The following is a 13,559-nucleotide window of genomic DNA, read 5'->3' as shown; positions in this document are numbered from 1 at the left end:
TCCCAACCCTTTCCGCGTTTCCGCGTCGGTAAGGTCAGCGTGTACGAGTACCACGGGGCGTGGTGGGTGTACTACCGCGACGACACCGGGCCACACCGCAAGAAGGTCGCCGAGGCCCGCGACCAAGCCGAACAGGTCGCTGCGAGGGTCAACTCGCAACTCGCCAGCAACAAACCCACCCTGCTCACGTTCACGCCGATCGGTGTGGCCGACCCGATGCCGACCGGCGGCAAGCGGCTGGTCTACGTCGATCCCGCCTCGAACGCCGTGGTCGTGATCGACGGCATCGTCGTCTGGGCCTACCGCTACCGGGCGGAGTGAGAATCGCTGCCGGTCGCGGCCCGTTCTTACGTCTTTATCTCTTCGCGACGGGCGGTGGCCGACGAGTTCATCATCAGCATCTCGGACTCGACCACCATTCGCGATCCCCGATCACCGTTCGCCAAGTTCGAGTTCCAGTCGGTAGCCCGCAGTGAATCGCTCCCACCAGTAGACGCACCACGGGCCGATCGGAACCACGCGACGGTCCCGGACAACGTCACCCTTCGCGACATGCTCTGGCACGATGCCCTCGAAGCCATCCTCGGACGTGCAGTAGTAGTGGGCCTCCCAGTAGTACCCGCGAGAGACGTAAAGATCGTCCTCCCAGTCGGTGCCGAGCCACTCGGTCATGATCGTCCGGTAGAGCGTTGCCCCGTCAGGCGAGAAGTCGATCTCGCCCCACCGCCTCGCGTCCGGCATCGGCACGGGCACAAGGCGGTGGGGCCGCAACGGGTTGACGGCGTAACTGCACACACGCGGGCGGCCCTCGGCCGTTCGGGGTATGGCGAGGAGGGCAGAGTCGTTGCGAAGCAGTGATCGGACCTCGTCGAGCGCGCGTTGATCGACCCTCCGCAACCACCCGTATCGGAGGCACGCGTCGAGGCCATCACGACATTGTTCTTCCGAGACCGTCACGCCGGAGAGTCGCTCCGCGGACTCGGCGGTTGCGCGGCGGAAGCTGGCGGGCGAGTCACGGAACCAGCTGCGCTCCATGCACCAGAGTGTTAGCCACTCCGCGAGAGTGACATTGTGGCGATCGAGGGTGTCACGCAACCGCCCCGGGTCGGTGCTTCGAGCCGAGAAGTCGAGGTAGCAATCCTCCTTACCACCCGAAGCCCGCCCCTGCCACCGCCGCTGCTCTACGACGTCAACGCGGTAGCCAGCAGGGAACCGCCGCCACCATTGCGCCCGCCACGGCCCGATCGGGACCGGGCCGGTGACCGAGACGACTTCGTCCTCAGCACTCGCCTGTTCCGCGGCCTCGACCGCAGCGGCCTTGGTTCTGAAGTACCGGGCGGTCCTCTCGTGAACCACGTCGGTGAACGCGAAGGGCGGTCTGCGGTCGTCGCGGAAGCAGCGAGCGCAGAGGCGTTGCCACAGGTCCGCTCCGGCGTGGGTGAAATCGACGCCGCCGACCGGCGGGAGACCGTAGATGGGGCCGAGGAACCGACCCTCGCGGAGTTCGTCCGCGATCCGCGAAAGCGCGTCGTCGTCGATGATCTGTAGCCGCCCCGCGCGTATGCACCGGGCCAGTGCCGCACGGCACGCGTCCTCGGTGAACGAACCGCCGAGCCGGTAGGACTCGCCCGCGGAGCGTTCGGGCAGGTGATGTGGTGGGAGCGTGATGCCGTAGTGGATGACGTTGAAGAGGGAGGCTTCGGGCGGCGTCAGGCCGAGGTCGGACAGGGCTCGGGCGAGGGCGCGTTCACGCTCGGCTTGGGCCTCCGCCCGGCTGCGATTCTGATCGGTCAAGGCAATGGGGTGTGAGTTCCGTAGCGTCGAGAGTTGGTCGAGTTGGGTAAGGACGACCGCCTTACACCGTGTCGCGCTCACGCGGCTCACAAGACGAGAGTACACTGCGGCGGTCGAAACCTCAAGACGCGGTTCTGGGCTCGTGCTTCGGCACGGGCGGCGACCGGTTTGGGAACCACGCTCACCCGACGGCGGTCCGGCCGGGGTTGGGCGTGCCGTGGTGCCCGAGGGGGGGTCGCGTGTTCGGAACGCTCCTGACGACTACGCCGCCCCTTCCCGGCGTGCCTTCGTGAGGGCACGGGGCGGTGCCGGCGGCTTGGCCGCCCGGTCACACCACGCGATCACGGCGTCCAAATCTTGCCCGGCCTCCGCCCCGTCCCCCGCGGTCGTACGCCCCACGGGGTGCTCGCCCGCCCTCGCCGAGACGCCGTCCGCCAGGCGGTGCACCCTGTCCATTACGCGTGCCGGCCAGGCCCCCGCCAGCCGGAACACGACGCGGAGGACGCGGCACCAGGCGGCGAGTTGGGCGGGCGAGTTCCGGCCCGGCTCGGGGAGGGAGACGCCGGGGTACTTCGCGGCGTACCCCCGCCACGCCGACCGGAAGGTGTCGAACGCCCGCTGCCGGGCTCGGAGGTCGGCGTGCGGTGTCGCACCCCCGGTCGGGCCGGGGCGGCGGTCGTCCCAGGCGGCGTGGGCGTCGAGGACGCGGACCAGTTCGGCCGCCTGCCCGGGCGTGAGTTGCCCGGCGGCGGCCTCGGTCAGTTGGGGCATGGTGGCCTTCACGATGGAGAACGCGTCGGGACGGAGGTGTAGATCCGACCGCCGTGGTCGGTGGGGGCTCATAGCCGGCACCGGGAAGCGGGGGAAGGCGGGTTGGCACGGCGACGTGCCGATTCGGGCACGCGGGCGGTAACGGTTACAACCGCCCCGCGGCCGGCGGGGAGCAGTTCGAGGCGGGTTCGCCCGGGATTTCCTGGAAGGAGACGCCGGGCGACCGCGGGGGCGGCTTTGGCACGCCTCGTGCATTACATTCGGCGACGAACAACAGTCGGGCCGAGGTCCCCCGGCCCACCCCCACACCCGATCGCACGTCCCCACGCCCGTCAACGCGAGCCGGTGGCACCAGCCACCGGCTTCCTTTTTTCGTGCCGGTCGTTGTCGCGGCCAGCGGGAACGAGGCCCGACCGCGTGGCCGAGCCCCGACCAATGCCGGGAGGGGCAGACGCGTCGCCCCGAGGTCACGGCTGTTCCGTCGGCCCGCTGCTGCCACCGTCCCACTCGGTCGTGCACTTCGGCAACGCCTTCTGAAGAATCGCCACCCCCGCTCTCGTAACCTTCGTGCCTTTCAGGTCGAGGGTGGTGAGATTTTTCAGTGCCGCGAGTTCCCTCAGCCCGGCGTCCGTCACACTCGTGCCCATCAGGTCGATGAGGGTGAGGCTCGTGAGCGGTGCGAGTTCCTTCAGCCCCGCATCGGTGACTTTCGTGCCGCCCAGCTTGAGTGTGGTGAGGTGCTCGAACGCCGCGAGTGCCCCCAGCCCCGCGTCCGTTACCTGCGTGTCTCGCACGTTGAGTGTCGTGAGGTTCTTGAACGCCGCGAGTTCCTTCAGCCCGGCGTCCGTCACCCGCGTGCGCCCGAGACTCAGTGCGGTGAGCCCTTTGAACCGTGCCAGTTCCTTCAGCCCCGCGTCCGTCACCCGCGTGTAACTCAAAATGAGTGTCGTGAGGTTCTTGAACGATGCGAGTTCCTTCAGCCCCGCGTCCGTCACCACCGTGCCAAACAGGTTGAGCGTCGTAACGTCGTCGGGCTCGGAGGGTCGTCCCCCGCCCTGAGCGGTTGCCCCGGCGAAGACGTGGAGCAAGTTAAGTTCCCGCAACACGGCCAGCGTCCGATCCGTCACGTGCGCTTCAAGCAGTCCGAGTGAGGTCAGGTTCCGGAGCGGTGCCAGTTCCTTCAACCCGGCGTCAGTGACTCGGGTGCCGTGTAGGCTGAGTGAGGTGAGACGCGTGAGCCTGCCCAGTGCATTCACCCCCGCGTCCGTGACGTTAACATCGGTGCTCAAGGAGAGCGTAGTGAGGTCTGGAAGACCTTCGAGGTATTTCAACCCCGCGTCCGTGACTTTCGTGCCGCCCAGGGCGAGGGTGCTGAGAGTCGTGAGTGGTGCGAGTTCCTTCAGCCCCGCGTCCGTCACCGCCGTATCGAACAGGTAGAGCACGGTGAGGTTCCTGAACGCGACGAGTTCCTTCAGCCCCGCGTCCGTGACTTTCGTGCCGCCGAGGTAGAGTGTGGTGAGGTTCTTGAGTGGTGCGAGTTCCTTCAAGCCCGCGTCCGTTACATGCGTGTAACTCATACTGAGTGTGGTGAGGTTTTTGAACGCTGCAAGTTCCTTTAACCCGGGGTCCGTTACGGCCGTGCCGAACAAGTTGACCGTCGTGACAGGTTTTCCGGGTGTCTTCTCGTCGCAGGTGACCTTCCCACCGAGTTTCTCCACGAAGGCGACGGCCCTGTCCTCGGCGTCGTCGGCCCGTACCGGGGTCGCCCAACTCGCGGCCAGCAGGGATGCGACGCCGCACAACATCAACCGCGACATAACTGCCCCTCGACCTGCGTGAGCGACTTCCCGCGTGACCGGATCCTACCACGACCCGGGCGTGGGGCGGTGCCCCAATCCCGCGGGGCGTCGCGGCAGTCGAAGGCCCCGGAACGATCGGCTCTCGCTTCGACCGGGGCGCGTCCCACCGCACGTCGTCGGTCGGGACGACCGGCACGTTCGGGCGTTCCGCCGCAGGGGAAGGGGCTCGCCGCGGCGAGGAGGGATACGACCGCAGCGGCGGCGAACGAGCGTCGGGGCACGAGTGGCCCTCCGGTGTACCGGGGGGGGATGTCACCGCCAACGCTTGACGCAGTGGAACGCGGCGATGTGGAAGCTGGTCCCGTGCCGCCGGTTGACCCCCTCGACGAGCCGCCGGCCGGCGTCGTGCATCGGGTCCGACTCCGTCCGGCGGTCGGGCCAGAGCAGTCCGTTCTTCGCGTCGATGCCGACCAGGATGGAGTCGGGCGTGTCGCGGTCGTAGACGAGGAGGACGCCCTCCTCGGGGAAGCGGTACTCGGAGAACGCCACCCCGTCGTACAGGGACCCCATCCAGAACGGATCGCCGGTACGCCGCCCGCCGGTGGAGATGTCACCCACCAGCGAAGTGTGCTCGAAGAAGTCCTCCGGCGGGCGGCGTACGAGCCGGATCGAGTAGCCGTCGATGGCGGTCGCGTACAGCACCCGCTCACCGGAGAAGTCGAACGAAACGAACGCCAAGCCCAGGCAGCAAGTCAGTGCCGCGGCGAGCCCGCACACCACCCACGAACCCGGCCAGCGTCGCATCTTCTCGCCCCCCTGCCACGGCCGGTCAGTTCGTCGACACCGCTCACGCGGTCAGAGCGGGCGACCCGGTTCTGGCACCGGCGTGACGACCTCATGCCACATCCGCGGCGACCCGTCGAGCGTGTTGACGTCGCGGGTCACTCCGACGCGTCGCTCGCCAACGTCGGGACCGCCCGGCCGACGCGGTCCCGGAGGAGCCGCACGAGTTCGGGGTCCATGTAGTCGTACGCGTCGGGGACGTTGAGGCACACGACCCGCTTGCCGCAGAGTGCGGCCGGGAACAGTCGGGTGAGCTTCGCCCGGTGCGTCGCCTCCATGACCAGGATCACGTCGGCCCAGGCGATCAGTTCGGGCGTGACCGGGTTGTCGGCGTCGGGGGCGACGCCCGCGGACTCGGCCTCCACGCCGGCCACGGCCGCGAACACCCGCTCGGCGGTCGGGCTCCGCAGGCGGTTCCGGGCGCACACGAACAGCAGTCGCACGCAGGGTGCCTCCGATTCGAGTGACGCGACTCCGAGCCGTCGTCAGTCGAGCACGTCCGCGTCGGGCGTATGCGTCGGCTGAGCGGTCTCAGCCCAAAAAGTGGATTTGAGATTGCCGTGCAGTCTACCCGGTAGTCGTGCGGACCTTTTGATCGAGCCGGTCGAAGTAACCAGTAGTGTGGTGCTGCGCTGTCGGCGAGGAGGAGTACATCCCGTTGCGGGTTCAGGTCGTGCACGACCACTTCTTACTACACCACTGCACCCAGGCGGCGACGTAAGGAGTCGCCTGGTGTGCGAATTCCGTAGGAATGAGTAGGCATATTTTATTTGCCTATGGGGCGACTCACCCCACTTCTCCGCGGCACGATCTCCAGCCCGACGACCAGCTAAGAAGCGGTGCGACATCAAACTCCACATCCGCCGCAGGTGGCGGGCGGCAGCCATTTCCGAGCGACGTGATCGCCGGGCACGCCTATTGGGCATGAGCAGTTCCGGGGATGTTGTGCCCCGCCGCAGCGGGGTACAATCGCCGGTCCCGCCCGCTCCTCCCCGGCGAGAACCCATGAGCGACACATCCCGACACGCCGACCGCCGCACGGTCCTGAAACTCGCCCCGCTGGCCCTCGCGGGCGGGCTCGACTTGATTCCCGCGGGCGGCGTCACCGCTGATGACCCGTCCTCGAAGTTGGAGCCGAAGCTCGACCCGAAGCCCGCCGTGCTGGAGAAGCTCGCGGCCTTGAAGCCGAACCAGGCGGTGCTGCTGGGCAAGGCGGACGTGGTCGGCGAGTTCAACGACACAGCCAAGAAGTACGACCTTCACAAGACGGGGCCGAAGGGCCGCGACTTCACGATCAAGATGTGCTGGGCACCGGAGCGGAAGCGGGCACTCTTCTGCGGGGCCAACCACGGCGTCCCGCACCGGCTCAACGACGTGTGGGAGTTCGACCTGCCGTCGCTCACCTGGGCCATGCTCTACGCCCCGGACCTGCCCCGCGGGTACGGCGACCTCGGCAAGGACACCTCGGACTGCGAGTTCAGGGACGGCATCCTGGTCACCAAACGCGGCGGCCCGGCGGTGATCGCCCACACGTGGTGGGGGCTGACCTACGACCCGCGGAAGAAGGCCCTGCTGTTCATGAACACGTGGGTCACGGACCGCAAGAAGGCGGTCGAGGACCTCGGCGGCGACCCGGCCGACCTGTACGACGGCCCGCCGCTGTGGGCGTTCTTCCCCGGCGAGAAGAAGTGGAAGGCGTTCAAGGCCCCGAAGCCGTACCCGGTGGCGATCTTCGGCGGGATGCTGAAGTTCATCCCGGAGTTGGGCGGCAGCGTGTGGCACGCGAACAACTGGCAGATGCACGGTACCTGGCTGCACGACTTCGACACGGACGCGTGGAAGGACCTGAAGGCCAACGGCGGCGGGAAGCCGTTCGAGAAGGAAGCGGCCGAGCCGGAACAGATCGGCTACTACGACCCGAAGCGGAAGATCGTAGTCGTGCAGCGGCACCACGACACGCACCACTACGACCCGAAGAAGAACGAGTGGAAGAAGGTGCTCACCGGCGACAAGGACGACGGCAAGTCGCCGTACGGCCACGACGCCCGTTCGGTGGTGTACCACGACCCCGTGAGCGGGCACGGGCTCCTGGTGCAGTTTCAGACGAACACGGTTTGGGCCTACGACCCGGACAAGCTCACGTGGACGAAGTTGGCACCAGAGGGTGACCCGATGCCGGCCGGGGGCAAGCGGCTCGCCTACATCGACCCCGCACTCAACGCGGTGGTCGTGATCGACGGCACCACCGTCTGGGCGTACGGCTACCGGGCGGTGTAAAGAGTGTCACCGGACGCCCCCACGCCTGCGCCACCGCCATGTCGACGTGTTTCCCGCCCGACGGACTTGATCGGCGTGTCCTGCCGGCGTATCCTTTATCGTAGATCGACGATGAGGGCCGAGCCAGTGCCGAAGCGGACCGAGTGCCCGACCGATTCCGACCAGCGGGACCGCCCGGTCGCCGACACCGCGGCGGTCGACGCGGAGCTGGCGGCACTGGCGTGGGCCGTCGCCCACCCGGCCCGCGTGCGCATCCTCCGCATCCTGATCGCCCGTAAGGCGTGCGTGTGCGGCGAGCTGGTCGACCAGATGCCGCTGGCCCAGTCCACCGTGTCCCAGCACCTGAAGATCCTCAAGGAGGCGGGACTGGTGCAGGGCGAGATCGACGGCCCGAAGGTGTGCTACTGCGTGAATGCGGACGGCCTGGCCCGGCTCAAGCGACTCGTCGGCGGGCTGTGAGCCGACTTTTTTTGGACCGGTATATCGCCAATCGACGATAAACAATGAGAGGGGCTGTGGTGTCCGATTCCGCGGGCGAGCCTGGAGGGGCGACGTAGCCGGCGGCCCCCGATTTGCACGAGGGCCTGGCACAACTGCCGACCCGCTTCGACGTGAACGAGTACGCCGCGAGCGTCCGCGTGTTCGCGGTAAGTCCTGGTTTCCGTTTCCGCACACCCCCGTGACAGGAGGATACACCCGTGGCCACCCTGCAAGTGTTCGACAAGCCGATGTGCTGCTCGACCGGGATCTGCGGCCCGAAGGTCGACCCGGTGCTGCTGACTTTCGCCGCCGACCTGGCCTGGCTGAAGGACCAGGGCGTGAGCGTCGAGCGGTACAACCTGGCCCAGCAGCCGCAGGCGTTCGTCGCCCACGACGACGTCAAGAACGCGCTCGGTGACGAGCACGCGCTCCCGCTGGTGCGGGTGAACGGGCACATCTGCAAGGGCGCGTACCCGCCCCGCCAGATGCTCGCCGCGTGGTGCGGCGTGTCGCTGCTCACGCCCCTGGCCGTGGCCGAGCCGACCGGCGGGTCGTGCTGCGGTTCGACCGGCTGCTGCTGACCCGACACGACCACACCCGAAGGCCACGACATGGAGTTCCTGAAAGCCCCGACCCGCGTCCTGTTCTTCACCGGCAAGGGCGGGGTCGGCAAGACCTTGGTCGCGTGCGCCGCGGCGGTGAAACTGGCCGACCCCGGGAAGCGGGTGCTGCTCATCAGCACCGACCCGGCCTCGAACCTCGACGAGGTGCTCGGCGTGACGCTCGGCAACACGCCGACGGCGGTGCCCGGCGTCCCCAACCTGAAGGCGATGAACATCGACCCGGAGGCGTCCGCGAAGGCGTACCGCGAGAGCATGGTGGCCCCGTACCGCGGGGTGATCCCCGACGCGGCCGTGGCGAGCATGGAGGAGCAGTTCTCCGGGTCGTGTACCCTGGAGATCGCCGCGTTCGACGAGTTCGCCCGGCTCCTCGGCGGCACCGCGTCGACGGGCGACTTCGATCACGTGTTGTTCGACACGGCCCCGACAGGGCACACCCTGCGGCTGCTCTCGCTCCCGTCCGCGTGGGACGGGTTCCTGAGTGCCAACACGACCGGGACCTCGTGCCTGGGTCCGCTCGCGGGGCTCCAGGCCCAGCAGAAGCTCTACGCCGACACGGTCAAGGCCCTCGGTGATCCGGCGGCGACCACCCTCGTCCTTGTCGCCCGCCCGGATGAGGCGGCGTTGCGGGAGGCGGAACGGACCAGTGGAGAACTGGCGGCCCTCGGCGTGCGCAACCAACACCTCGTCGTCAACGGCGTGTTCCGTGCGGTCGAGAAGGCTGACCCCGTCGCCGTCGCGATGGAGCGGCGGGCGGATAAAGCCGTGTCGCGCATGCCGGTCGGCCTGACGCGCCTGCCGCGGACGGTGATCCCGCTCGCCCCGAACGGCCTTGTCGGGATCGACGCCGTGCGGGCGATGGGCTCGACCTCGGTACAATCCGCCACCGCCCCCGCGATACCGGCCCCGGACGTGCCGCCGCTGGGGTCTCTGATCGACGACCTGGCCCGCCAGGGTCACGGCGTCATCATGACGATGGGCAAGGGCGGCGTCGGCAAGACCACGGTCGCGGCGGCGGTCGCGGTGGCCCTGGCCGACCGCGGGTTCAACGTCCGGCTGAGTACCACCGACCCCGCCGCCCACGTCGCCGCGGCCCTGAACGGCGAGGTGACCAACCTGACCGTGTCGCGGATCGACCCGAAGGCCGAGACGGCGGCGTACGCGGCCGAGGTCATGGCGACCGCCGGCAAGGACCTCGATGCGAAGGGCCGGGCGATGCTGGAGGAAGACCTGCGGTCCCCGTGCACCGAGGAGACCGCGGTGTTCCGGGCGTTCGCGGCGGCGGTCGCGGAAGGGGCCGGCGGGTTCGTGGTTCTCGACACGGCCCCGACCGGGCACACGATCCTCTTGCTCGACTCGGCCCTGGCGTACCACCGCGAGGTCACGCGGCAGGCGAGCGGGATGCCGGAGGCCGTCGGGCACCTGCTCCCCCGGCTCCGCGACCCGGAGTTCACGCGGGTGCTGATCGTGACGCTGCCCGAAGCCACCCCGGTCCACGAGGCGGCGAAGCTCCAGGCCGACCTGACGCGGGCCGGCATCGCCCCGTTCGCGTGGGTCATCAACCAGTGCCTGACGCCGCTCATCGTGACCGACCCGGTCCTAATGTCGCGACGGGCGCACGAGGCCCGGTACGTCCGGGAGGTCGTCACCGAGCACACCCGTCGGGCGGCGATGATCGCATGGCAGGTCGAGCCGCCGATCGGTCGGGGGCCGCTGCTGGCCCTGACGACAACGACCCCGTCGAAGGACCTCGTCCCCGCATGAGCGCACACACACACGATCACGGCCGTTCGCACGGCCACGGGCACACCGCGGACGCGACGGGCCGGATCTTCTTCGTCGCGGTCGCGCTCAACCTCGCGTTCGTGGCGATCGAGGTCGGGGCGGGGCTGTACGCCAACTCGCTGGCCCTGCTGGCCGACGCCGGGCACAACTTCGGCGACGTGATCGGCCTGGTCCTGTCGTGGGTCGCCCTCGTGCTGTCGCGGCGGAAGCCCTCGGAGCGGCTCACCTACGGCCTCCGCGGGTCGACCATCCTGGCGGCCCTCGCCAACGCCATGCTGCTGCTCGTCGCGGTGGGCGGCATCCTGTGGGAGGCGGCGCGCCGCCTCGCCGAGCCGGCCGCGGTCGGCGGGCCGACGATGATCGGGGTCGCGGCCGCGGGGGTGGTGATTAACGGGGCGACGGCCCTGATGCTGATGACGGGCGGCAAGCGCGACCTGAACGTGCGGGGCGCGTTCCTGCACATGGTCGCGGACGCCGCGGTCTCGGTCGGGGTGGTGCTGGCCGGGGTCGGGATGTGGTGCACCGGGTGGGCGTGGCTCGACCCGGCGATCGGGCTGGTCATCGGGCTGGTGATCCTCGCCGGGACCTGGGGGCTCTTGAAGGAGTCGGTGCTGCTGTCGCTGCACGCCGTCCCGGACGGCGTCGCACCGGGCGAGGTGCTCGCCTACTTGCTTGGTTTGCCGGAGGTGCGCGAGGCCCACGACCTGCACATCTGGGGCATGAGCACGACCGAGGTGGCGTTGACCGTCCACCTGGTCACCCCGCACGGGCACCCCGGCGACGCGTTCCTGGCCCGGCTCGCCGAGGAACTGGCGCACCGCTTCGGGATCGTCCACGCGACGGTTCAGATCGAACTCGGAGATTGTGAGGCGGGGTGCCGGCTGGCCCCCGCGGACGTCGTGTAAGTGTCGGGCGGAATCGAATCCGGCCCGACGTTGCTGCCCGTTACCGTGATGGAGCCATCATGACCGTTCCGACCGTCACCCCCCGCCGGCTGGAGGAACTCCGCTCGGCGGGCACGCCCGTCGACCTGCTGGACGTCCGCACGCCCGTCGAGTTCCGCGAGGTCCGCGTCCCGTTCGCCCGGAACGTGCCCCTCGACCGGATCGACCCGGCGGCCGTCGCGGGCGAACGCACCGCCCCGGCCGGGGAGCCGCTCTACGTCATCTGCAAGTCGGGCGGCCGCGGCCAGAAGGCGTGCGAGAAGCTCCTCGCGGCCGGCGTGAGCGTCGTCAACGTCGAGGGCGGCACACTCGCCTGGGTCGACGCCGGGTTGCCCGTCGTGCGGGGGAAGAAGTCGATCTCCCTGGAGCGGCAGGTCCGCATCGCCGCCGGCTCGCTGGTGCTGCTCGGGGCGGCCCTCGCGTGGCTGGTCCATCCGGGGTTCGTCGGCCTGTCCGCGTTCATCGGTGCCGGGCTGGTGTTCGCGGGCGTGACCGACACCTGCGGGATGGGCATGCTCCTCGCCCGGATGCCGTGGAACCGCGTCGGGGCGGACGCGGGGGTTTGTGCAACAACGGAGGCACGCAAGTGAGACTCATCATCGTCGGCGGGGTGGCGGGCGGGGCGTCGGCCGCGGCCCGCGCACGCCGGCTGGCCGAGGACGCCGAGATCGTCCTGTTCGAGCGGGGGCCGGACGTGTCGTACGCCAACTGCGGCCTCCCGTACCACGTCGGCGGGGTCATCCCCGACCGCACCAAGCTCCTCGTCGTCACCCCGAAGCTCCTCCGCGAGCGGTTCCGGCTCGACGTGCGGACCCGCTCGTCCGTCGAGAAGATCGACCGGGCGGCGAAGACCGTCACCGTCCGCGACCTCGCGACCGGGCGGGAGTACGCCGAGCGGTACGACAAGCTCATCCTGGCCCCCGGTGCCGCCCCGCTGCGGCCCGACATCCCCGGCCTCGACCTGCCGAACGTGTTCACCCTCCGCACCCTCGGCGACACCGACCGCATCAAGGCGGCCGTGGACGCGGGCGCGCGGCGTGCGGTGATCGTCGGGGGCGGGTTCATCGGGTTGGAACTGGCCGAGAACCTCGTCCACCGCGGCATCGACACGACCGTGGTGGAGCGGAACCCGCAGATCCTCACCCCGTTCGACCCGGAGATGACGACGCCGCTCGCCGCCCGGCTGCGGGAGAAGGGCGTGCGCCTCGTCCTGGGCGACACCACCGAGGGCATCACCCCGACCGCCGACGGCCTGTCGGTGAAACTGAAGTCGGGCGAATCGCTTCCGGCCGAACTGGTCGTGTTGGGGGTCGGAGTGCGGCCCGAAAACCGGCTGGCGGTGGAGGCGGGACTGGAGACCGGACCCCGCGGCGGAATCCGGGTGGACGACCGGCTCCGCACCTCCGACCCGGACATCTTCGCCGTCGGCGACGCGATCGAGACGACCGACGTGGTCACCGGGCAGCGGACGCAGGTTCCGCTCGCCGGCCCCGCTAACCGTCAGGGGCGGATCGCGGCGGACAACGCGTGCGGCCGGGACTCGCGGTATCGCGGGACGCAGGGCACGGCGATCGTGGGCTTCTTCGGCGTGACCGGGGCGATGACCGGGGCGTCGGAGAAGACGCTCCGGCGGCTCGGCACGGCGTACCGCAAGGTGTACGTCCACCCGGCCCACCACGCCGGGTACTACCCCGGTGCCGAGGGAATGACGCTGAAGGTGCTGCTCGACCCCACGAGCGGGAAGGTGCTGGGTGCCCAGGGCGTCGGCGGGGCCGGGGTGGACAAGCGGATCGACGTGCTGGCCGTGGCGATCCAGGCGGGCATGACGGTGTTCGACCTGGAGCGGATCGAGCTGTGCTACGCCCCGCAGTTCGGGTCCGCGAAGGACCCTGTAAACATGGCCGGGTTCGTGGCCGCGGGGCTGGTCCGCGGCGACCACCCGCAGGCCGACTGGGAGGCGGTCGCGGCGGCGGCCGACAAGCCGCTGCTGCTCGACGTGCGGACCCCGACCGAGTACGCCGCCGGCCACGTCCCCGACGCGGTCAACGTCCCGGTCGACGAGTTGCGGTCCCGACTTTCGGAGGTGCCGCGGGACCGGCCGGTGGTGGCATACTGTCAGGTCGGCCAGCGGGGCTACCTCGCCACCCGTATCCTGCGGCACGCGGGGCTCGACGCGTCGAACCTCGGCGGCGGCTACAAGACGTACCTCTTGCACCGGCCGCCGAGTCCGAGCGACTGAAAGACCA

13 protein-coding genes are annotated in these 13,559 nt (G+C 69.5%); 8 read left to right on the top strand and 5 right to left on the bottom strand.

Going from position 1 to position 13,559, the window contains the following annotated elements; genetic code table 11:
- The first annotated feature begins 39 nt into the window (after positions 1 to 39).
- Positions 40 to 321 carry a hypothetical protein gene (locus ACTIGN_RS21720; RefSeq protein WP_439627724.1) on the top strand — a complete coding sequence of 94 codons (282 nt, stop codon included), beginning with the start codon at positions 40 to 42 and terminating at the stop codon, positions 319 to 321.
- A 111-nt stretch (positions 322 to 432) separates the two neighbouring features.
- Here the strand turns inward: ACTIGN_RS21720 and ACTIGN_RS21715 are convergent, their stop codons facing one another.
- From ACTIGN_RS21715 to ACTIGN_RS21695, 5 genes are all read right to left on the bottom strand, one after another.
- Positions 433 to 1,875, bottom strand: a complete 1,443-nt coding sequence (locus ACTIGN_RS21715; protein WP_439627722.1) for a hypothetical protein — start codon at positions 1,873 to 1,875, stop codon at positions 433 to 435.
- A 180-nt stretch (positions 1,876 to 2,055) separates the two neighbouring features.
- Complete coding sequence (locus ACTIGN_RS21710) at positions 2,056 to 2,565, bottom strand: hypothetical protein (protein WP_439627720.1); 510 nt, start codon at positions 2,563 to 2,565, stop codon at positions 2,056 to 2,058.
- Positions 2,566 to 3,032: 467 nt separating this feature from the next.
- The gene (locus ACTIGN_RS21705; RefSeq protein ID WP_439627718.1) at positions 3,033 to 4,382 is read right to left on the bottom strand and encodes a leucine-rich repeat domain-containing protein; all 1,350 of its coding nucleotides are present in this window, start codon (positions 4,380 to 4,382) and stop codon (positions 3,033 to 3,035) included.
- 294 nt (positions 4,383 to 4,676) lie between these two features.
- Complete coding sequence (locus ACTIGN_RS21700) at positions 4,677 to 5,168, bottom strand: hypothetical protein (RefSeq protein ID WP_439627716.1); 492 nt, start codon at positions 5,166 to 5,168, stop codon at positions 4,677 to 4,679.
- Between the two features lie 137 nt (positions 5,169 to 5,305).
- Positions 5,306 to 5,650, bottom strand: a complete 345-nt coding sequence (locus tag ACTIGN_RS21695; RefSeq protein WP_439627714.1) for a low molecular weight protein tyrosine phosphatase family protein — start codon at positions 5,648 to 5,650, stop codon at positions 5,306 to 5,308.
- A 562-nt stretch (positions 5,651 to 6,212) separates the two neighbouring features.
- Between ACTIGN_RS21695 and ACTIGN_RS21690 the strand changes: the two genes are divergently transcribed.
- The 7 genes from ACTIGN_RS21690 (at position 6,213) to ACTIGN_RS21660 (ending at position 13,552) form a co-directional block, all read left to right on the top strand.
- Positions 6,213 to 7,484 carry a hypothetical protein gene (locus ACTIGN_RS21690; protein WP_439627712.1) on the top strand — a complete coding sequence of 424 codons (1,272 nt, stop codon included), beginning with the start codon at positions 6,213 to 6,215 and terminating at the stop codon, positions 7,482 to 7,484.
- A 111-nt stretch (positions 7,485 to 7,595) separates the two neighbouring features.
- Entirely contained in the window at positions 7,596 to 7,943 is a 348-nt protein-coding gene (locus tag ACTIGN_RS21685; protein WP_439627710.1) for an ArsR/SmtB family transcription factor, read from the top strand.
- A gap of 239 nt (positions 7,944 to 8,182) precedes the next feature.
- The gene (gene arsD / locus ACTIGN_RS21680) at positions 8,183 to 8,545 is read left to right on the top strand and encodes an arsenite efflux transporter metallochaperone ArsD (protein ID WP_439627708.1); all 363 of its coding nucleotides are present in this window, start codon (positions 8,183 to 8,185) and stop codon (positions 8,543 to 8,545) included.
- 30 nt (positions 8,546 to 8,575) lie between these two features.
- Positions 8,576 to 10,348: an arsenical pump-driving ATPase gene (arsA, locus tag ACTIGN_RS21675; RefSeq protein WP_439627706.1), complete on the top strand. Its 1,773-nt coding sequence runs from the start codon at positions 8,576 to 8,578 to the stop codon at positions 10,346 to 10,348.
- Entirely contained in the window at positions 10,345 to 11,274 is a 930-nt protein-coding gene (locus ACTIGN_RS21670) for a cation diffusion facilitator family transporter (protein ID WP_439627704.1), read from the top strand. The genes arsA and ACTIGN_RS21670 overlap by 4 nt, the downstream gene beginning before the upstream one ends.
- Before the next feature lie 59 nt (positions 11,275 to 11,333).
- A complete protein-coding gene (locus ACTIGN_RS21665; protein ID WP_439627702.1) occupies positions 11,334 to 11,903 on the top strand; it encodes a rhodanese-like domain-containing protein in 570 nt (189 codons plus the stop codon).
- Positions 11,900 to 13,552 carry an FAD-dependent oxidoreductase gene (locus ACTIGN_RS21660; protein WP_439627700.1) on the top strand — a complete coding sequence of 551 codons (1,653 nt, stop codon included), beginning with the start codon at positions 11,900 to 11,902 and terminating at the stop codon, positions 13,550 to 13,552. The genes ACTIGN_RS21665 and ACTIGN_RS21660 overlap by 4 nt, the downstream gene beginning before the upstream one ends.
- The last annotated feature ends 7 nt before the right edge of the window (positions 13,553 to 13,559 follow it).

Origin of the sequence: Gemmata sp., from assembly GCF_051859125.1 — a bacterium.
GTDB lineage: Bacteria > Planctomycetota > Planctomycetia > Gemmatales > Gemmataceae > Gemmata.
Note: the sequence above shows the minus strand (reverse complement) of the source record. Positions and strands in the feature narration are given on the sequence as shown.